This is a genomic window from Chloroflexota bacterium (genome assembly GCA_011322445.1).
Classification (GTDB): domain Bacteria; phylum Chloroflexota; class Anaerolineae; order Anaerolineales; family DRMV01; genus DRMV01.
In genome coordinates this window covers 62,169-79,820 of record DRMV01000032.1, presented here as the reverse complement: position 1 = coordinate 79,820, position 17,652 = coordinate 62,169, and the positions used below count along the sequence as shown (strand labels likewise).

General features: G+C 64.2%; 22 protein-coding genes. 1 reads left to right on the top strand and 21 read right to left on the bottom strand.

The genetic code is table 11. The annotated features are described in order from the left end of the window. Positions 1 to 8 precede the first annotated feature (8 nt). The 15 genes from radA to ENJ54_05765 are packed head-to-tail and all read right to left on the bottom strand — an operon-like array spanning position 9 to position 12,208. Positions 9 to 1,394 carry a DNA repair protein RadA gene (radA, locus tag ENJ54_05835; protein HFC09356.1) on the bottom strand — a complete coding sequence of 462 codons (1,386 nt, stop codon included), beginning with the start codon at positions 1,392 to 1,394 and terminating at the stop codon, positions 9 to 11. After that, complete coding sequence (locus ENJ54_05830) at positions 1,394 to 2,518, bottom strand: ribonuclease D (protein ID HFC09355.1); 1,125 nt, start codon at positions 2,516 to 2,518, stop codon at positions 1,394 to 1,396. Before ENJ54_05830 ends, radA begins: the two co-directional genes overlap by 1 nt. Then, entirely contained in the window at positions 2,515 to 3,558 is a 1,044-nt protein-coding gene (cpaB, locus tag ENJ54_05825; GenBank protein ID HFC09354.1) for a Flp pilus assembly protein CpaB, read from the bottom strand. Before cpaB ends, ENJ54_05830 begins: the two co-directional genes overlap by 4 nt. After that, a complete protein-coding gene (locus ENJ54_05820; GenBank protein HFC09353.1) occupies positions 3,555 to 3,923 on the bottom strand; it encodes a hypothetical protein in 369 nt (122 codons plus the stop codon). Before ENJ54_05820 ends, cpaB begins: the two co-directional genes overlap by 4 nt. Next, positions 3,920 to 5,101 (bottom strand): DUF4433 domain-containing protein, encoded by a 1,182-nt coding sequence (locus ENJ54_05815; protein ID HFC09352.1) that lies wholly within the window; start codon positions 5,099 to 5,101, stop codon positions 3,920 to 3,922. Before ENJ54_05815 ends, ENJ54_05820 begins: the two co-directional genes overlap by 4 nt. Before the next feature lie 30 nt (positions 5,102 to 5,131). Continuing rightward, on the bottom strand, positions 5,132 to 6,646 hold the full coding sequence (locus tag ENJ54_05810; GenBank protein HFC09351.1) for a glutamate--tRNA ligase: 1,515 nt from the start codon (positions 6,644 to 6,646) through the stop codon (positions 5,132 to 5,134). A 50-nt stretch (positions 6,647 to 6,696) separates the two neighbouring features. Continuing rightward, positions 6,697 to 7,794 carry a rod shape-determining protein RodA gene (locus ENJ54_05805; protein HFC09350.1) on the bottom strand — a complete coding sequence of 366 codons (1,098 nt, stop codon included), beginning with the start codon at positions 7,792 to 7,794 and terminating at the stop codon, positions 6,697 to 6,699. A 4-nt stretch (positions 7,795 to 7,798) separates the two neighbouring features. Then, a complete protein-coding gene (gene minE / locus ENJ54_05800) occupies positions 7,799 to 8,059 on the bottom strand; it encodes a cell division topological specificity factor MinE (GenBank protein ID HFC09349.1) in 261 nt (86 codons plus the stop codon). A gap of 1 nt (position 8,060) precedes the next feature. Continuing rightward, complete coding sequence (minD, locus tag ENJ54_05795) at positions 8,061 to 8,861, bottom strand: septum site-determining protein MinD (GenBank protein ID HFC09348.1); 801 nt, start codon at positions 8,859 to 8,861, stop codon at positions 8,061 to 8,063. A gap of 21 nt (positions 8,862 to 8,882) precedes the next feature. After that, positions 8,883 to 9,569: a septum site-determining protein MinC gene (minC, locus tag ENJ54_05790; protein HFC09347.1), complete on the bottom strand. Its 687-nt coding sequence runs from the start codon at positions 9,567 to 9,569 to the stop codon at positions 8,883 to 8,885. A 54-nt stretch (positions 9,570 to 9,623) separates the two neighbouring features. Then, entirely contained in the window at positions 9,624 to 10,127 is a 504-nt protein-coding gene (gene folK / locus ENJ54_05785; protein ID HFC09346.1) for a 2-amino-4-hydroxy-6-hydroxymethyldihydropteridine diphosphokinase, read from the bottom strand. Then, positions 10,108 to 10,461, bottom strand: a complete 354-nt coding sequence (locus ENJ54_05780) for a dihydroneopterin aldolase (GenBank protein HFC09345.1) — start codon at positions 10,459 to 10,461, stop codon at positions 10,108 to 10,110. The genes folK and ENJ54_05780 overlap by 20 nt, the downstream gene beginning before the upstream one ends. 9 nt (positions 10,462 to 10,470) lie before the next feature. Further along, positions 10,471 to 10,803: an SCP2 sterol-binding domain-containing protein gene (locus ENJ54_05775; GenBank protein HFC09344.1), complete on the bottom strand. Its 333-nt coding sequence runs from the start codon at positions 10,801 to 10,803 to the stop codon at positions 10,471 to 10,473. 8 nt (positions 10,804 to 10,811) lie between these two features. Then, positions 10,812 to 11,597 (bottom strand): rhomboid family intramembrane serine protease, encoded by a 786-nt coding sequence (locus ENJ54_05770; GenBank protein HFC09343.1) that lies wholly within the window; start codon positions 11,595 to 11,597, stop codon positions 10,812 to 10,814. After that, the gene (locus ENJ54_05765) at positions 11,594 to 12,208 is read right to left on the bottom strand and encodes a guanylate kinase (GenBank protein HFC09342.1); all 615 of its coding nucleotides are present in this window, start codon (positions 12,206 to 12,208) and stop codon (positions 11,594 to 11,596) included. The genes ENJ54_05770 and ENJ54_05765 overlap by 4 nt, the downstream gene beginning before the upstream one ends. Before the next feature lie 76 nt (positions 12,209 to 12,284). Here ENJ54_05765 and ENJ54_05760 point away from each other — a divergent pair, with 76 nt between their 5' ends. Further along, positions 12,285 to 12,701: a zinc ribbon domain-containing protein gene (locus ENJ54_05760; GenBank protein ID HFC09341.1), complete on the top strand. Its 417-nt coding sequence runs from the start codon at positions 12,285 to 12,287 to the stop codon at positions 12,699 to 12,701. Here ENJ54_05760 and ENJ54_05755 read toward each other — a convergent pair. The 6 genes from ENJ54_05755 to dnaX form a co-directional block, all read right to left on the bottom strand. Beyond that, positions 12,684 to 13,316, bottom strand: coding sequence for a class I SAM-dependent methyltransferase (locus tag ENJ54_05755; GenBank protein ID HFC09340.1), 633 nt, complete (start codon positions 13,314 to 13,316; stop codon positions 12,684 to 12,686). The two genes, ENJ54_05760 and ENJ54_05755, sit on opposite strands and share 18 nt — an antisense overlap. Positions 13,317 to 13,345: 29 nt before the next feature. Beyond that, entirely contained in the window at positions 13,346 to 14,125 is a 780-nt protein-coding gene (locus ENJ54_05750; protein ID HFC09339.1) for a type III pantothenate kinase, read from the bottom strand. Between the two features lie 62 nt (positions 14,126 to 14,187). Further along, entirely contained in the window at positions 14,188 to 15,039 is an 852-nt protein-coding gene (locus ENJ54_05745) for a pantoate--beta-alanine ligase (protein HFC09338.1), read from the bottom strand. A gap of 34 nt (positions 15,040 to 15,073) precedes the next feature. Beyond that, positions 15,074 to 15,679, bottom strand: a complete 606-nt coding sequence (recR, locus tag ENJ54_05740; GenBank protein HFC09337.1) for a recombination protein RecR — start codon at positions 15,677 to 15,679, stop codon at positions 15,074 to 15,076. Positions 15,680 to 15,739: 60 nt separating this feature from the next. Beyond that, on the bottom strand, positions 15,740 to 16,033 hold the full coding sequence (locus tag ENJ54_05735) for a YbaB/EbfC family nucleoid-associated protein (GenBank protein HFC09336.1): 294 nt from the start codon (positions 16,031 to 16,033) through the stop codon (positions 15,740 to 15,742). A gap of 13 nt (positions 16,034 to 16,046) precedes the next feature. Next, positions 16,047 to 17,645: a DNA polymerase III subunit gamma/tau gene (dnaX, locus tag ENJ54_05730; protein ID HFC09335.1), complete on the bottom strand. Its 1,599-nt coding sequence runs from the start codon at positions 17,643 to 17,645 to the stop codon at positions 16,047 to 16,049. Positions 17,646 to 17,652 lie beyond the last annotated feature (7 nt).

Sequence of the window (17,652 nt, the reverse complement as noted above, 5' to 3'; positions counted from 1 at the left end):
GGCAGGGGTCAGGCCAGCGCGGCTTGTAAAGCCTGCTTCAGGCTGCGAGCGGGGGTAATTTCCAGGTCGCGGGGCGCTTTGAGCCGCCGACCGACCTGTTTGGGTACGATGGCGACCTTGAAGCCCAGGTTGGCGGCTTCCCGCAGACGGGCTTCCAACTGGCTGACGCTGCGCAGTTCGCCCGAAAGCCCTACTTCGCCGATGAGCACCGCGTCGGCGCGCACCGGGCGGTCTTTGGCTGAGGAAGCCAGTGCCGCAGCCACCGCGAGGTCGGCGGCGGGCTCGCCCACGCGCAGGCCGCCGACCACGTTCACGAAGACATCCTGGTCGCTCAGGCGCACGCCCGCGCGGCGGGTGAGCACCGCGGCCACCAGCAGCAGGCGGTTGAAGTCCACGCCGTTGGCGGTGCGGCGCGGGTTGCCAAAGGCGGTAGGGTTGGTCAGCCCCTGGATTTCCACCAGCAGCGGGCGGGTGCCTTCCATCGTCACGGCAATGGCCGAACCGGGGGCGTTCACCAGTCGCTCGGCGAGGAAGGCTTCCGAAGGGTTACTCACTTCCACCAGGCCGCGCTCGTGCATTTCGAACACGCCCACCTCGCTGGTGGTGCCGAAGCGGTTTTTCACCGAGCGCAGCAGGCGGTAAGCCTGGAAGCGGTCGCCTTCCAGGTAGAGCACGGTATCCACGATGTGTTCCAGCACTCGCGGCCCGGCAATCACGCCCTCTTTGGTGACATGCCCTACCAGGAACACGCTCAGCCCGCTGCTTTTGGCAAGTTCCCGCAGGCGGCTGGCGCATTCCCGCACCTGGGAAACCGACCCCGCGGACGACTGCAGGTCGGGCAGGTACACCGTTTGAATGGAATCCACCACCAGCAGGCGGGGCTGGACGGTTTCCACATGGGCGAGGATGGCTTCCAGGTCGGTTTCGGTAACGAGATAGAGGTTTTCGGGGAAGGGGCGCTCGCTACCGTCGGCAGTGCGCCAGAGGCGCTGGGCGCGTATCTTGATTTGCCGCTCCGACTCTTCGCCCGAAACATAGAGCACCCGCCCGACGGCGGCCATTTCCAGGGCAGTTTGCAGCATGAGGGTAGATTTGCCGATGCCCGGGTCGCCGCCGACCAGCACTACCGAGCCGGGCACAATGCCGCCGCCGAGCACGCGGGCAAATTCGCCGATAGGCAGGGGAAGCCGCTCGCCGAGGTTGCCCTCGATTTCGTGTAGTCGGCGCGGCTGGCCGCGGGTTGTTGTCCGGCGGCGGCCTTTGCTGCCCCCGCTGGGCGCGATCACTTCTTCGACAAAGGAATTCCATGCGCCGCACTGCGGGCAGCGCCCCATGGGTTTGGGCGCCCGCTTGCCGCAGTTTTGGCAGACGTAGACGGTGTGGGGTTTCGCCATTATGCTTTCAGCGCGTCCAGAATGGCCTGGCCGAAGTGTTCGAAGCGCCAGGGAATGTCCGCCATCAGGGGGCGCAGTTCCTCTAAGGTGCTGGGGTTGGCTGCAGCGATGGCTTGTAAATGGGGCTTGGGCAGCACGACATCGGAAGGCACGCCCAGGCTTTTGGCGGTGTTCTGCCGCCACCGGCGCAGCGATTCCAGCCGGGCGAGGGCCTCGTCGGAAGGGCGGGTGTGCCGTTCACGGGGGCGGGGTTTGGCTTGCAAGCCGCGGCGGATGGCGGCCAGCACGCCTTCGCCGTGCTGACGGATGCGCGCGCCGCGCATGCCGGGCACCTGCCGCAATTCGCCCTGGTTGCGCGGCAGGCGCTGGGCCAGGGCGATGAGGGTTCTGTCATCCAGGATTTTGAAAGGTGGGACGTCGCGACGCTCGGCTTCGGCTTCGCGGTAACGCCACAGGGCTTCCAGCACGGCAGTTTGCTGGGGGGTGAGGTGATGGCCGCCGCGCTGCCACAGCGGGGGGCGTCCATTGGCAGCGATGGGGTGGGTCAGGCGGGCAAAATCTTCCTGCGCGAGCGGCAGCAGCCCTTTGGCTTCCAGTTGCTCATAGAGCAGGTCGCGCAGCGGCAGCAGGAAGTGTGTGTCCAGCCGGGCGTAGTCCAGCATTTGGGGGGAAAGCGGGCGTTGCCCCCAGTCGGCTTTCTGAAACCGTTTTTCTAACCTGGTGCCGAAAAATTTTTCCAACAGGGCCCCAAGGCCAACCTTTTCGTAGCCCAAAATGCGGGCGCTGACCATGGTGTCGAACAGGTTGGTGAAGGTGAAGCCGAAGTCGCGGTGCAGGCCGAGGATGTCGTATTCTGCCGCATGGAAGATTTTTTCCACGTCGGGGCTGGCAAACACCGGCGCAAGCGGGGAAAGGTCGTCCAAAGCGAGGGGGTCTACGAGGTAGTCGGCTTCTGGGGTCGAAAACTGTAAAAGGCAAACCTGCTCGCGATAGGCGTGCAGGCTGTTGGCTTCGGTATCTACACCGATGTGGGGGTGGCGGCGCAGTTCGGCAGCGAGGGCAGTCAGCGCATCGGGGGAATCTACCCAAACGGGCGGGTGGTTGGGCATGGGAAAGGTGCTCATGGTTGTGGGGTTGGGGTGTTTTGGGGCGAAGGGTTGGCCTGGTAAGGCTGTTTGGGAGGCAAGGGGATGCCGTAGTGTTTTTGGATGTAGTCCAGCGTGACAGGGATGGTTGTGGGCTCGGGTGTGGCTGTGGTTTCCAGCGCGCTGCGCAGCACGAAGGTCGTCGCTGCCTGGCGCGCCATGAAGAAGTTGAGCACCACTGCGTCTTGGGGGTTTAGGGCCAGCACGACCAGGCCGGTGGGTTGAGGTGTGGTGGTGGGCTGGGGGGTGAGGGAAGCCGTTTCGCGGGCGAAGTAGAGCACGCGCGCGCCGCGTACAGTCAGTTGCGCCACCATGCGAGGGCGTTGGTTTTCGCCTGGCACCACGTAGATTGGCACGCCCAGGAAGTTGTCTTCTGAGGGTTGCCCCAGTTGGCCGGCAGGCACGAAGGCGTAAGCGCCGGTTTCCAGGTCTTTGCTGAGGATTAAGACATGGTTGGAAAGGCGCGACTGGAAGCCGACGTCCAGGTCGGTAAAGAGGAAGGTGACCACGATGTCAACGCGGTCGCCGGGGCGAGGGGCATAGGCGACGCTGTCGAGGCGGGTGATGGGGTAGGCAATGGCGACTTCGCCGGGGTGGAGCATTTGCGCCAGTTCAGAGCCGCGGCCAATGGGTTTGCCGCGGGGCGCGAGTTGACTGAGGCGCACGGGTTGGCCGATGGCCAGCGGTTCGCGCAGCAGCTGGCCGACGACCTGGGAGACGGTGGCCGCTGCGTCGTCGGGGACGCTTTTGCTGGGCATTTGGGTGGCGGTGAGGTCGTCGGCGGTGAGCAGCGCGCCCGCGGGCAGGCTGCGGGTGAGCACGACCACCGGCCGCATGATGGGCGTGGGTGTAGGGGTGGGGGTATTGGTCGGAGTGGGGGTAGCCCCTGGCGTGGGTTGGCCCGGCAGGGTGAAGGGCACGGTGCCGGTTTGCCGGTAAACCCACACGCCGTAACCGACGGCGGCCAGCACAAGCACCAACAGCATGAAGAGCACGCCCTGGAAGAATTTCCGAATCATGATGGCACCTGCGGAAGCAGATCGAGCGATTCACCCAGCAGGCTCTGACAGAGGCGCTGGGTTTCGGTAAAGAGGTCAACGCCGGGGGGGAGTTGCAGGTCGAGGTTGACTTTCATGGTGAGGAAGTGAGCGGCGCGGCGGGCTTCGGCGGGGGCATCGGGTTGAGCCAGCAGCACTTTGAGGCGCTCGTAGGCGTTGGGGCCGGGGTCGGGAATGCCGGTGCGGCGGAAGTATTCGCCGAGGATGTGGCCGGCGGCGCGACGGGCACGCACGCGGGCACGGCCTTCCATGCCGCGCGCCCGTTCTTCCAGCCCCAGGCGGATTTCTTCTTCAGCGGCGGCTTTCCAAGCAGGCTTTTCGTTCATGCGGCGTCTCTCAGCAAAAATTCGCGCTTTAGTTGCTCATCCGGCACTTTGCCTTCTAACGGAAGGTGAATATCTACAGGCATGTCAAGGCGGCTCAGGTAGCGCACCATCAGCGGCCCGACCACGGCCCAATCCAACCCGCCCAGCCCGCAGCCCAGAGCTGGCATGGCTAACGATTTGATGCCCTCGCTGCGGTAGTTCTGCTCAATCCATTGCAGGCCTTTTTCAATGTCGTCCAGCCGAGAGCGTTCGCGCCAGTGCCGTTTGGTGGGGAAAAAGAGGAACCACGTTTGCCGGTTAGCGTTGGTGAGCATGGCCGGTTCGTCGGCCAGGGCAAGGTCAAGCGAGGCTTCGCGTTTGTAGAGGTAGGGCTTGCCGGGGCGAAGCCAGCCGCGCTTGCAGGCATCCTGGTAACGGACATAAGCATCGGGAAACTGGTATTTGGCCCGCGAAGCCAGCCCTTTGCCCATCACGCCCACCGTATTGACGCTAATGGTGAGCGTTTGCAGCGTAGAAAAGAACATATCGCCTTCCACCAGCCGCAGGGTGGCGGTGAGCCGGATGACACGCTGCGGCTGGAAGAACATCTGCGGCTCCGGAATGATGGGCACTTGCTTGCGGCTCGTGTTCTGCAAAAGCGATGCCACCCGCTGGCGGGCATCGTTATCGGGTACGTAAACCGCTTTGATGAATTCCGGCGGCACCGTATCGGGCACTAACACCTCGGCCATGATTTTGCGCTTGGAGCCGTCGGTGTCGCTCCACCACGTGAGCGCCGCCGCCCGCAGGATTTCTTCGCTGTATTTTGCCCATTCGCGACGGGGCAAGATACGCGTTTCGTTGCGCGCCGCGTTGCCATCGGTAATGAACACGCCTTCTTGCTCTAACACGCTTTTGTCCACGCTCAAAATCGCCAAATCGCCCAGCCGCCCCTCCATCACCAGGCGGTAGAGCATCGGGTTGCGCGGCTGAAAGTAAAGGTTCGCGTATTCCCACAGGGAGCGGCCGGCGGGCGTGCTCTTGCTTTTGCGCCAGGCCACAATGCCTTCATCGTAAACGCGCGTGAACTCCACGCCTTCCCGTTCCACCCCGGCATGAGACAAAATGCCTTTTGCAAAAATGGAAGGCAAGTTGTCCTGGTGGGCGATGTAGTAAAGTTCACGCAGCCGCTTCGGCATTCCCGCACCTCATCCCTAATTCCTAATTCTTCATTCTTGATCCTTTTGCGCCAACGCTTCCAGCATCTTGATCGCCTTGTCCATGCGCTCGATCGTCTTGGCCTTGCCCACGATTTCCAGCGTCTCGAACAGCGGTGGGCTGACGCGCTGGCCGGTGACCGCGACGCGCACCACGCCAAACACCTGCCCGGCCTTCAAGCCGAGTTCCTCAACCAGGGCGCGCATGGGCGGCTCGGTGTTTTCGGGGGTGAAGGCTTCTGCAGGCACCGCGGCGAGCACCTCCCGGGCACGGCGGGCGACTTCCAGCGATTGCGCGGCGTCCAGTTTCTTCGCAATCAGTTCCTCGGGCACCGGCTCCACATCATCGCGGAAGAAAAAGCCTGCAATTTTCGGCGCTTCGTCCATCGTGGTAATGCGGGTCTGGATGAGCGGCACGATGGGACGCAGGTCATCGGCTGTGACTTCGGCGTAGCCTGCAGCATGGAAATAAGGCACCAAACGGCGGGCCAGGTCGGCTTCCGGCAGGGCGCGGATGTGCAGGCCGTTGAAATGGTCCAGTTTGGAGAAATTGACGGCGGCCGGAGAAGGTTTCAGGCGCTCCAGGTCAAATTTCTCAATCAGATCTTGCATGGTGAAGAACTCAGTGTGGTCGTCGTAACTCCAGCCCATGAGGGCAATCCAGTTGTTGACCGCTTCGGGCAGGTAGCCAAGTTCCTCCAGGTCTTTGATGAAGATGGATTTGTGCCCCTTGCGGAAGACTTCCGCATCGCGCTTGCTCATTTTGCCCTTGCCGCTGGGTTTGAGGAAGACCGACAGGTGCACCCAGATCGGCTCTTCCCAGCCGAAGGCGCGGTAGATGTGTGCGTGCAGGGGGAAGGTGGGCAGCCATTCGGAGCCGCGAATGACGTGGGTAATGCCCATCAGGTGGTCGTCCACCATCGCGGCGAGGTGATAGAGCGCCCAGCCGTCGGATTTGACGAGGATGTAGTCGTCCAGGGTGCGATTTTCCACGGTGATGTCGCCGCGCAGCAGGTCGTGGACGGTAATACTGCCTTCCCTGGGCATTTTGAAGCGGATGACGTGCGGCTCACCGGCTTCCACCCGACGGCGGGCTTCTTCAGGGGGAATGTGGCGGCACGTGCCGTCGTAGTGAGGCGGCTCGCCCCGGGCCTGCTGTTCCTTGCGCATCTGCGCCAGCCGCTGCGGCGTGCAGAAGCAGTAATAGGCGTGGCCGCTGTCTACCAGCTGTTGGGCGTATTTCTGGTAAATTTCCTTGCGCTCCGATTGGCGGTAAGGGCCGTAAGGGCCGCCTTTGTCGGGGCCTTCGTCCCATTCCAGCCCCAGCCAGCGCAGGCTGTGCATCAATTCCTCTTCTGCGCCGGGCACGTAGCGCTTGCGGTCGGTATCTTCGATGCGCAGGATAAACTGGCCGCCGGTCTGGCGGGCAAGCAGGAAGTCGTACAGGGCGGTGCGCGCCCCGCCGAGGTGCAGGAAGCCGGTGGGCGAGGGCGCAAAGCGAACACGGGCGGGTTGGGAAGCGGTCATAGAAACACCTTTGGGAGGAGAGTTGGGTAGTCGCGTCGTCGGGTAGTCGGTTAGAAGGAAAGCGGTTCGCGGCGCATGGCCACGCTTTCCACCAGGCCGATGCCCAACAGGGCGGAAAGCAGGGAACTCCCGCCGTAGGTAATGAAGGGCAACGGCAGGCCGGTGACCGGAATCAGGTTGATGTTCATCGCGATGTTGACCGCCATGTGGAAGAACAGCATGATGCCGATGCCGTAGGCAATCAGGGCACCGAAGGTGTCGTGGGCGGTGCGGGCAATGCGGAAAATGCGCCACAGCACCAGCGCCAGCATCACGATGACGAAAACCGTGCCGACAAAGCCAAATTCCTCGCCAATCACCGAGAAGATGAAGTCGGTGTGGCGCACTTTGAGGAAGCGCAGTTGCACCTGGCTGCCGTGGCCGTAGCCTTGTCCGAAAAGCCCGCCAGAACCCAGGCTGATGAGCGCCTGCTGGACGTTGTAAATTGCACCGTGGCGGGCGTTGGGGTCGGGAAAGAGGAAGTTGATGATGCGGGCTTTCTGGTAATTGGCCAAAAAGGGCCAAGCCAGGAAGGGGGAAACCGCCCCTGCGGCCGCGAAAAGGGCAAGGTGCTTCCACGTCAGTCCGGCAGCCCATAACATCCCGAACCAGATGACCAGAATGGTGATCGAGGTGCTCAGGTCGGGCTGCAGCAAAATAGGCACCACGATGGCCGCGGTCAACAGGCCGCTGATGGCAACCCAGCGGAATTCGTGCAACTGGTGGCGGTGCCGCTCGAAAAACGATGCCAGCACCAAAATCACCACAATTTTTGCGATTTCCGAAGGCTGGATGAAGAAGATGCCGATGTCGATCCAGCGGGCGGAGCCAAACGCGGCTTTGCCGATGATGCCCAGCGCAGCCAGCAGCAAGGCTGTGGCGACGTACAGGTACTTGCCGAACGTGGCCCAGTAATGGTAATCAATGGCAGCGGTGGCAAAGAGCACGCCGAAGCCGATGACGGCAAAGATGATCTGCCGCTTGACCAGCCCGGCGAGCACCACGTTGCCTGCAATAGCCGAGCGGATGACGGCTACGCCAAAGATCACCAGCGTGGCAACCAGCCCCAGCAGGATGAAGTCAAAGTGCTCCCAGTAAGAACGGCGCATAGGGTTAACGACGGGCGCGCCGCGCAGGGCGGAGGGGGATGTTGGCGACCAGATATTGTTCGCGCCCGCTTTGCGAAAGTTGGATTTCGACCGCCTGGGGTTCGATTTCCACGTAGCGGGAAATGACCTCAATGAGTTCGTCTTTCAGCGCGCCAAGTTGACCGGGCGTCAGGTCGGTGCGGTCGTGCACCAATACCAGTTGCAACCGGTCTTTGGCCTGGCTGGCGCTGTTTTTGTTGCTTCGCAGGCGGTCGAGCCAGCCCATGTCAGTCTCCTTTGCCGAAGAGCCGCCCCAGCCGTTGCAGCAGGCCGCCCTCGTCTTCCATTGGCATGAGCGGCACTTCTTCGCCCAGCAGGCGGCGGGCCACATTGCGGAAGGCCATCCCGGCGCGGCTTTTTTCGTCCAGCGCCACGGGGGTGCCGCGGTTGGCGCTCACGACCACGCTTTCGTCTTCCGGCACCACGCCCAGCAGATCGATGGCGAGCAGTTCCAGCACATCGTCGGCATTCAGCATGTTGCCTTCCCGCACCATTTGCGGGTTCAGGCGGTTGAGCAGCAGGCGGGCGGGGCCTTTTTCTTCGGCTTCGATCAGGCCGATGATGCGGTCAGCATCGCGCACCGCGGAAACTTCGGGGTTGGTGACCACCACCACCTGGTCGGCAGGGGCGATGGCGTTGCGGAAGCCGCGCTCGATGCCCGCGGGGGAATCGATGAGAATCCAGTCGAATTCCTGCCGCAGTTCGTTGCACAACTGCACCATGTCGGTGGGGGAAACCGCGGTTTTGTCGCGCGTTTGCGCGGCGGGGATGAGGAAGAGGTTGGGCAAGCGTTTGTCGCGAATCATGGCCTGCCGCAGGCGACAGCGGCCTTCCACCACGTCGACCAAATCGTAAACGATGCGGTTTTCCAGCCCCAGCACCAGGTCGAGGTTGCGCAGGCCGATGTCGGCATCCACGCAGACGACCTTTTTGCCCATCTGGGCCAGGGCGGCGGCGATGTTGGCGGTGGCTGTGGTTTTCCCGACGCCGCCTTTGCCGGAGGTGATGGTCAGTACGGTTCCAGGCATAAATCCTCGCTCGTTGAGTCGTTATTTGCCTTGCCACGGCTCGGCGATGACTTGGCCGTCTTTCACCGAGGCGATTTCAGGGGTGGGTTTGCCCCGCCGGGGCGGTGCGGTGGCGACCAGCCCGGCGATGCGCAGTTGCGTGGGCGAAAGGTCTAATGCGCACACCACGGCCTCTTCGTTGCCGTCGGCGCCGGCGTGGGCCACGCCGTGGAGGCGTCCCCACACCACAATGTCGCCGCCGGCGACAATTTCAGCCCCGGGGTGCACGTTGCCGATGACCACCACATGCCCGGGGAAGGCAATGCGCATGCCCGAGCGGAGGGTGCGGCGCACCAGCACGGCTTCTTCGCCCGTAGGGGAAGCCGCCGGGGCCCGCGGGGCGGGCGCCGGTTTAGAGAGGCGGGTGGCAAGCCCCAGGCTGCGGGCGGTTTCCTGCGTTTTGGGGGATTCGCTTACCACGGCCCAGAGGGTGATTTCAAAATCGCCCAGCAGGTCGCGCAATTTGCCCAACTGGGCGGCTTTGATGGGGCGTGCGCCTACATCCAGCGCCACGCGCGCGCCCTGGAAGAAGTCGGCCTGGCGGCCAATGGCTTCCAGGAGGGCTTGCTGGGCGTCTTCCCATGCCCCGGCGTCGCCAACGGTGACGAGCAGGCCATCACGAATGCCCTTGATGGCAACTTTGGGCCGCGGGGTTTTCTGCGTTTCCATTGCGTTGATTATAGCATGAAGTGGAAGGTGAGTTTGGCGGCGTCCCCCGAGGGCTCAGGCAGTTTCGAGCGTCCAGCCGGGTACTTCCACGCTGCGCAGCGGGGTGGTGTGAGCCAGTTGTTTCGCAAGGGCTCTCAAGGGCTGGCCGTTTTCTGGGTGGCGCAGGCCAGGGGCCAGTTCAGCCAGCGGCACAGCCCAATAGGCGTAGCGCCAGACGTCGGCATCAATCACCCGGTTGCCTTCCACCAGCACGTCCAGGTCGATGGGGCGGGGAGCGTTGGGGTCGGCAGTGCGCATCCGCCCTAAGGCGGCTTCGATAGGGCGCAAGATGGTTTCTTTGAGGTGGGCTGCGCTAAAAGGGGCGCGCACCACGACCGCGGCGTTGTAAAAAGGCGGGCCGCTCGTCCCCACGGCTGGGCCTTCCCACACGCGGGAAAGCGCCACCACCGGCACGCGCACTTCCAGCAGGCGCAGGGCGCGCGGGAGGTTCTCGGCCGGGCGAATGTTGCTGCCGAAGCCGATGACAATGCGCTGGGTTTTAGGTTCGCGAGCGCTCAATTTCGACCCCCACCGAGTCGGCGAAGCGCACCGCCCCTGGTTTTTCGACCCGCACCTGCACGCGCGCGACGCCGGGTTCTTCCAGGCACAGGCGCGCCAGGTCGCCTGCCAGGGCTTCCACGGTGTAGCGGGCCGCGGTTTCGGCGTGCGCGAGCACTTTCTTCGCCACCGTGCGGTAGTTGACGCAGTCGGCGATGTCGTCGCTGGCTTCGGCGGCGCGATTGTCGGTGAACAGCACCAGGTTGATGAGAATTTCCTGCGGCTTGTCGCGTTCCCACGGGTTGATGCCGATGATGCCACGCGCCCGCAGGTTGCGAATGATGACCTTGTCCATGCGCTCTCCCTAAAGGCGGAATAAATCCATCAGGCGGTAGGCATCTCGCAGGCTGCCTTTGAAGCGCACTTTGCCGGTGAAATAGGCTTTCATGGCGTCCAGTTCGCCGTTGGCCAGGGCCAGGAAGTCTTCGACTGAGGCGGTGAGCTGCATGGCCTGGGGGTCGTCGGTGGTGCCTGGGGTGATGGTCAAACGGCCGTCGTGGATGCGCAGCACCCACGTGCCCCCGCCTTCGCCTGTGAGGTTCAACTGCCCCACCACGCTGACCCCGGCAGCCTGCTCAGGGCGGAAATGCCGTTGCACCGCGGCTAAAACGTCGTCTACTTGATCGAAATGGCTCATGAGGTTCCTCAGGGTAGAAATTGAGGGTAGCGCACGGCAATGGCTGCTGTGAAGACGGCCAGCGTGACGACCGTGCCGATGGCAACGTCACGATAAGGGCGGTGGTCACGACGGCTGAGGTAGGCTGCGCCGTAGTCGTAAATCTTGCCCCCGAGGTCGCTCCATTGCGGCCCCGCGAAGGCAGAGAACAACATTCCGCCGAGCAACCCGCCGACATGCCCCCACATATCGATGCCGCTTTGCAGGCTCCAGACCAGGTTGACGGCAATCCAGAACAGGGCCTGCATGACCATGCTGCGGGCGAGGTTGCCGAGGTAGTGTTGATTGGCGTAGAAAACCACCAGGTAAGCGCCCAGCAGGCCGAAAATGGCGGTTGAAGCGCCCAGGGAAGGCGCGGGCGTCAGCGCGGTAGAGAGGGCGTTCCCGGCATAGGCGCTGACGATGTAGAGCAAGCCGAAGCGCCACGGCCCCAGCAGGCGTTCCAGTTCTGGCCCTAACACATAAAGCCCCCACATATTCAGACCAATGTGCAGCAGCCCCGCGTGCAGGAACATCGGCGTCAACAGCCGCCAGTATTCGTGGGCGTTGACGATGAGCGGGGTGTATTTGATGCCCCACTGCACCGGCCAGTCCACCCCTGTCAGGGCTTCCGAGAGCATTTGCAGTAAAAACACCAGCACGGTGAGCGCGCCGATGGACGCGCTCACCCAGGGGAAATTGGGAGGAATGCGTTGTCGCCAACCGCGCCAGCCGGTGGGGCGTGGTTTGGGGGGCGTATAGGGCGTGTAATTCATAAGTTGACCTTTCGCGGAGGAATGTGGTGATGTTCGGCTTCGATGATGGCGATGATGGTATCGACGGTTTCTTCTAACGCGTGCTCGTGGTTGACGACCACATAATCGAATTCTGTCATGCGTTTGAGTTCTTGCCGGGCGGTGGCGATGCGCAGGCTGAGGTCTTCTGCCGATTCCGTTTTGCGGCGTTTCAGCCGCTCGACCAGTTCCTCTTCGCTGGCTGTGGTGAGAAAAATCAGCACGGCATCGGGCACCAGGCGGCGGATGGTGGCTGCGCCTTGAACGTCGATACGCATGATGACGTCCTTTCCGCTGGCCAGCGCTTCGCGCACCTGCTGTTTGGGAATGCCCTTGTAGTCGCCATACACGATGGCGTATTCCAGCAGTTCGTCTTCTTCAATCATGCGGGCAAATTCTTCGCGGGAGATGAAGAAGTAGTCCACGCCGTGGCGCTCGTCGGGGCGCGGCGGGCGGGTCGTGGCCGTCACTACGAAGTGGATGGGCAACTGGCGTTCCTTCATCCGCTGGATGACGGTGTCTTTCCCGACGCCGGAAGGGCCGGAAATCACAATCAGCAACGGTGAGGAAGGCGGAGGGGCAAAAGAGGTCATGCGTGTAACTCCGAAGGGGGGAAGATGGCTATAATTGTAACACCCCATCGGCTTATCTTTGCGCGAGGAGGTGCAGATGCCTGCTTACACGTATCGTTGCCGTGCGTGCGGGGCTCGTTTTACGGTGCGGATGTCGTATCAGGATTACGGCAGGCAAGCGGTGGAATGCCCCCGTTGTGGCGGCGCAGCGGTGCAGCGGGTGCTTTCCCGCGTGCGCGTGTTGCGGTCGGAAGAAGCCATGCTGGAATCCCTGGCCGACCCTGCGCGCCTGAGCGCGCTGGAAGACGACCCCCGCGCCTTGGGCAAGGCGATGCGAGAGATGAGCGCCGTGCTGGGGGAAGACCTGGGCCCGGAATTTGACGAAGTGGTCGCCCGGTTGGAAAAAGGCCAAAGCCCGGAAGAAATTGAGCCCGTTTTGCCCGTGGAAGAAGGCGGGCGTGGAGGAGAAGCCCCGGCGCCGGCAAAAGAAGGGGCATCAGGCGATGCGGGGTGATACGACTTCGCCCAACGCCCAGCGCAGCAAACCGGGGCGCATGGCGGTGCGGGTGGCGGTGAGGCGCAGGCCAGCCCGGGCGAAGAGGGCTTCCAGGGCGGCGGCGTCCCAGCGGAAGTTGGCTTCGGCGCGGGCGGCGAGGTTGAGCAGGGTTTCGCGTGCCAACCCTTCAAGGCCGCGGGCGGCGGCCAGGGCCTGCGCGGCGGCCACGCTCATGTGCTCGGAGGGGTTGAGCACGGCGACGTGGCCGCCGGGAGCGGTGACGCGCTCCATTTCCTGCAGGGCGGGCAGGGGGTCGGACAGCAGATAGAGCAGGTTGGAGGCCAGGGTGAGGTCGAAAGCCCCCGCGGGGAAGGGTAAAGCCTCGGCGTGGGCCAGCGCCACCAGCGGGTGCAGCCTTTGCATGAGCATCTCGGGGTCGCTGTCAATGCCGACGGCCCAGTGGCCGCGCTGGGCGGCCAGGGCCGGGGCAAGCGCCGGGCCGGTGCCCACATCCAGCACGCGGGCGGGTCGTTCTGGAAGGCACCAGCCGACGAAGCGCGCCAACGTGCGTCCCCACCCGGTGCGGGTCTGGAGTTCCAGAAAGTAGGCGTGGTCTTCGGCGGGGAGGGGCATGGGGAGGGCGAGGGCGGGTTTTCGGGGTTTCAGGGCTTCGGTGTCGGGCGGTTGAGCGCCCAGATGATGGCCAGGCCGTCCAGGGTCAGCCAGGGGTTGATGATGTCGATGATGTCGGTTTCCTGAGCGATGATTTCGGCCAGGCCGCCGGTGGCAATGACTTTCATTTCAGGGCCGAGTTCGTGGCGGAAGCGCGCCACGATGCCTTCCACCAGGCCGACATAGCCAAACAGCAGGCCCGATTGCATCGCGTGGACGGTGTTGCGCCCGATGGCGCTGGGGGGGCGTTTGAGTTCCACCCGCGGCAGTTTGGCGGCGCGCATGAACAGGGCTTCTGAGGCGATGCCGATGCCGGGGGCAATGGCCCCGCCGAGGTAGTCGCCTTCGGCCGAAATGGCGTCGAAGGTGGTCGCGGTGCCGAAATCGACCACGCAGGCCGGGCCGCCGTAGAGGGTGCGGACGGCGGCGGCGTCCACGATGCGGTCGGCGCCCACGGCGCGCGGGTCTTCGTAGCGAATGCGGACGCCGGTGCGGACGCCGGCTTCCACCACCAGCGGCTCATGGCCGAGGTAGCGGCGGCAGGCTTCGGTGACGCGCCCGGTGAGCGGCGGTACGACCGAGGCCATGCAGATGCCGGTGAGCTGGTCGCGACGAATGCCGGCGTGTTCCAACAACCCCGTGAATTGCAGGCCGTATTCGTCGGGCATCCGCTTGTGGTCGGTGGCTAAGCGCCAGCGGGGGCCGGCTTCCTGCCCGCGGTAGATGCCTAAGGTAATGTTGGTGTTGCCGATGTCAATCGTGAGGAGCATGAAGGGCTCCATTTTGGTGGGCGGGGCACCATCGTGGCGGGATGTTATCCCGCTCTACGGTCTTAGAAAGTCTCTTTTCCCGTGCCGATGAGCATGTTGTCGATCAGGCGGGTTTTGCCCACGAAGACGGCCATGGAAAGCAGGGCTTTCTCTACCCTGCCGTGCAGTTCTTCCAGGGTGTCGGGGTCGGCGCAGGAAACATATTGCAGCCGCGCCAGCGGTTCGGCGCGGATGGTGTCTTCCATGATTTTGCGCAGGGTGTCGGCGTCGCGCTCGCCCTGCTCGAAGGCCGTTTTCGCCGCTGTGAGGGCGCGGTAAAGCACGGTCGCGGCCTGGCGCTCTTCGGGGTTGAGGTAGGTGTTGCGGCTGGACATGGCCAGGCCGTCCGGCTCGCGGCGGATGGGGCAGACCACGATTTCAATGGGGAAGTTCAGGTCGCGCACCATTTGCTGGATGACGCGCGCTTGCTGGGCGTCTTTCTGGCCGAAGTAGGCGCGCTGGGGCTGCACGCCGTTGAAAAGTTTGGCCACCACGGTGGTCACGCCGCGGAAATGGCCGGGGCGGCGGGCGCCTTCCAGCAGTTGGGTGATTTTTTCCACCTCAACCCAGGTTTGGAAGCCGGGCGGGTACATCACCTCGGCGGTGGGCGTCCACACCAGGTCCACGCCCTCGGCTTCCAGCAGCGCCAGGTCGCGCGCCAGGTCGCGGGGGTAACTTTCCAGGTCTTCGTTGGGGCCGAACTGGGTGGGGTTGACGAAGATGCTCACGGCCACGCTCGCGTTGTCGCGCTTGGCGCAGCGCACTAACGAGAGGTGGCCGTCGTGCAGGTAGCCCATGGTGGGCACGAAGCCTACGGGCTCGGGCAGTTGCTTGCGGGCTGCCCATAGTTCTTCGAGGGTGGTGACGACTTGCATGGGGAAGCCTCCTTAGCAGGGGAAGGCGGGCGGGTCAGCGCATTTCCCGCCGCTCGGCCAGCGCGCCGCGCAGGGTGTTCTGGTCGGCGTATTCCACATCGCCGCCCACGGGAAGCCCGCGCGCCAGGCGGGTGATTTTCACCCCTGACGGCGCCAGCACCCGATGGAGGTACATGGCCGTGGCGTCGCCTTCCATGCTGGGGTTGGTGGCGATGATGACTTCCTCGACCTCGCCCGCGCGCACCCGCGCCAACAATTCGCGGATTTTCAGGTCTTCCGGCCCGATGCCCTCGATGGGGGAAAGCGCGCCGTGCAGCACGTGGTAGAGGCCGTGGTAGGCAGCCGTGCGCTCAATGGCGACGACATCCAGCGGCTCTTCCACTACGCAAATCAGGCTCTGGTCGCGTTGCGGGTCGCTGCAAATCGGGCATCGTTCGGCGTCGGCGGTGGTGAAGTTGAAGCACTGGCGGCAATAGCGCACCTCGTCCAGGCCAAGGATGGCTTCGGCTAAGGTGTGCCGCAGGTCGGCCGCAGGCTCGCGCAGCAGGTAGAAGGTGAGCCGCGAGGCGCTTTTGGGGCCGATGCCGGGCAGGGCCGCGAAGGCGTCGATGGCGCGTTGGATGGGGTCGGGGAGGGGCATAAGCAATCAGGGTGCAAGATGCAGGGTGCAAGATGCAAGATGCAAGATGCAGGTTGCGGGTTAGAACGGCAGGCCGAGGCCGCCGAGGGCCTGGGTGATGCCGCCGAGGCGTTCTTCGCTCAGTTTTTGGGCGGCTTCCAGGGCGTTGTTGAAGGCGCTCACCAGCAGGTCTTGCAGCATTTCTGCATCGCCGTCGGCCAGCAGGTCGGGGTCAATGGTGACGCTGACGCATTTGTTGGCGCCGGTGAGCACTACCGAAACCGCGCCGCCGCCTGCCGTGCCGGTGACGGTTTCTTCGGCCAGTTTTTGCTGGGCTTCCATCAACTGTTGCTGCATTTGTTGCAGCATCGCCATGGGGTTAGAGCGTTTAGAGGGGCGGTATTTCGCCATGCGAGGTTCCTCCTGTTTTTCGGGGCTGGGTTTGCACGATTTTGCCGCCCAATTCTACCGCAACCCGCGCGAGGGGGTGCTCGGCCAGCACTTCGGGGTCGATTTCGCCTTTGCCGGGCATGGTTTTGAGCACCACCGCGACGGGAAAGCCCAGCACCTGCTCGCACGCGCGACGCAGGGCTTCCTGGCGAGCGGGTTGCAGCAGCAGGCCGCGGGTGCCGGGTTCGCCCCGCAGGCCGATGGTGATGGTGTTGTGGGAGACCGCCACCGGGGCGGCGGCCTGTTGTTTGAGCAGCGCCCGCAGGCCGTCATCCACCGCGGCGAGGATGGCTTCCCACCGCTGGGCGACGGTTTCCAGGGCCAGGGCCAGGGCAGGGGTTTGTGGGGCCGCGGCGCTCTGCCGGGAAGGGGGCGCTGCTGGCGGCGGGGAAGAATTTCCCGCGGGGGAGGCGGTGTTTCTGGCAGCGCGCGGCGTGGATGGCGGCGCGGCAGAGGCTTCCTGGGGGGTGAGGGTTTCCAGGAAGGCGATTTCCAGCGGCAGGCCGGGGTGCCAGTCGGCGCGGGCTTCTGCCGCCGCGTGGGTGAAGGCGCGGATGGCCCGCAGCAGGTCGGGCAGCGCCAGCGCCTGGGCCTGTTGGGCCAATGTGGGGCGGCTTTCAGGGGGCAGGTCCAGCAGGTCGGCGTTGCCGGTTTTGGTGAGTAGCAGTTGCCGCAGGTAGGCCACTACCTGCCGGGCCAGTTGGCGCGGGTCGGCGCCGCTGTCGAGCGCGGTGTGGATGATGCTTAGGCCGCGGGCGCTTTCCTGAGCGAGGAGGGCTTCTACCAGCGAGACCACCGTCTGGTCTTCGGCGGTGCCCAGCACCTCGCGCGCCAGCCTCACCGTGATGGGCTTGCCGGTCGAGGCCATCTGGTCGAGCAGCGAGATGGCGTCGCGCAGGCTGCCGGTGGCCTGCCGCGCCAGCCATTGCAGCGCCTGCGGTTCGGCTTCCAGCCCTTCGCCTTCCACGATGCGCTGCAAATAGGCCGTCATCTCGGCTACGGGGATGCGCCGAAACTCGTAACGCTGGCAGCGGGAAAGCACCGTGGCCGGAATTTTGTGGATTTCGGTGGTGGCGAGCACGAAGATTGCGTGGGCGGGCGGCTCTTCCAGGGTTTTGAGCAGCGCGTTGAAGGCCGCGGTAGAAAGCATGTGCACTTCGTCGATGATGTAGACCTTGTAGCGCCCCTGGCTGGGGGCGAAGGCGATTTTGTCGCGCAGTTCGCGGATGTCGTCCACGCTGGTGTTGGAGGCAGCGTCGATTTCAATCAGGTCCATGAAGCGCCCGGCGTTGATGGCTTCACAGTGGTTGCAATGGTCGCAGGGGCGCTGGGCGGGGTCGGGTTCCAGGCAGTTGACGGCTTTGGCAAGCAAGCGGGCGGTGGTGGTCTTGCCGGTGCCGCGCGGCCCGGCGAACAGGTAAGCGTGCGCCACCCGCTCGGCGGCGACGGCATTCCGCAGCGTCTGGATGACGTGCTGCTGGCCGACGACGTCATCCCATGTGCGGGGACGCCATTTGCGGTAAAGGGCTTGCGTCATGCTTTCA

Coding starts and splice junctions, on each gene's coding strand:
- radA (HFC09356.1), bottom strand. CDS start 1,394: ATGGCGAAACCCCACACCGTCTACGTCTGCCAAAACTGCGGCAAGCGG.
- ENJ54_05830 (HFC09355.1), bottom strand. CDS start 2,518: ATGAGCACCTTTCCCATGCCCAACCACCCGCCCGTTTGGGTAGATTCC.
- cpaB (HFC09354.1), bottom strand. CDS start 3,558: ATGATTCGGAAATTCTTCCAGGGCGTGCTCTTCATGCTGTTGGTGCTT.
- ENJ54_05820 (HFC09353.1), bottom strand. CDS start 3,923: ATGAACGAAAAGCCTGCTTGGAAAGCCGCCGCTGAAGAAGAAATCCGC.
- ENJ54_05815 (HFC09352.1), bottom strand. CDS start 5,101: ATGCCGAAGCGGCTGCGTGAACTTTACTACATCGCCCACCAGGACAAC.
- ENJ54_05810 (HFC09351.1), bottom strand. CDS start 6,646: ATGACCGCTTCCCAACCCGCCCGTGTTCGCTTTGCGCCCTCGCCCACC.
- ENJ54_05805 (HFC09350.1), bottom strand. CDS start 7,794: ATGCGCCGTTCTTACTGGGAGCACTTTGACTTCATCCTGCTGGGGCTG.
- minE (HFC09349.1), bottom strand. CDS start 8,059: ATGGGCTGGCTCGACCGCCTGCGAAGCAACAAAAACAGCGCCAGCCAG.
- minD (HFC09348.1), bottom strand. CDS start 8,861: ATGCCTGGAACCGTACTGACCATCACCTCCGGCAAAGGCGGCGTCGGG.
- minC (HFC09347.1), bottom strand. CDS start 9,569: ATGGAAACGCAGAAAACCCCGCGGCCCAAAGTTGCCATCAAGGGCATT.
- ENJ54_05780 (HFC09345.1), bottom strand. CDS start 10,461: ATGGACAAGGTCATCATTCGCAACCTGCGGGCGCGTGGCATCATCGGC.
- ENJ54_05775 (HFC09344.1), bottom strand. CDS start 10,803: ATGAGCCATTTCGATCAAGTAGACGACGTTTTAGCCGCGGTGCAACGG.
- ENJ54_05770 (HFC09343.1), bottom strand. CDS start 11,597: ATGAATTACACGCCCTATACGCCCCCCAAACCACGCCCCACCGGCTGG.
- ENJ54_05765 (HFC09342.1), bottom strand. CDS start 12,208: ATGACCTCTTTTGCCCCTCCGCCTTCCTCACCGTTGCTGATTGTGATT.
- ENJ54_05760 (HFC09341.1), top strand. CDS start 12,285: ATGCCTGCTTACACGTATCGTTGCCGTGCGTGCGGGGCTCGTTTTACG.
- ENJ54_05755 (HFC09340.1), bottom strand. CDS start 13,316: ATGCCCCTCCCCGCCGAAGACCACGCCTACTTTCTGGAACTCCAGACC.
- ENJ54_05750 (HFC09339.1), bottom strand. CDS start 14,125: ATGCTCCTCACGATTGACATCGGCAACACCAACATTACCTTAGGCATC.
- ENJ54_05745 (HFC09338.1), bottom strand. CDS start 15,039: ATGCAAGTCGTCACCACCCTCGAAGAACTATGGGCAGCCCGCAAGCAA.
- recR (HFC09337.1), bottom strand. CDS start 15,679: ATGCCCCTCCCCGACCCCATCCAACGCGCCATCGACGCCTTCGCGGCC.
- ENJ54_05735 (HFC09336.1), bottom strand. CDS start 16,033: ATGGCGATGCTGCAACAAATGCAGCAACAGTTGATGGAAGCCCAGCAA.
- dnaX (HFC09335.1), bottom strand. CDS start 17,645: ATGACGCAAGCCCTTTACCGCAAATGGCGTCCCCGCACATGGGATGAC.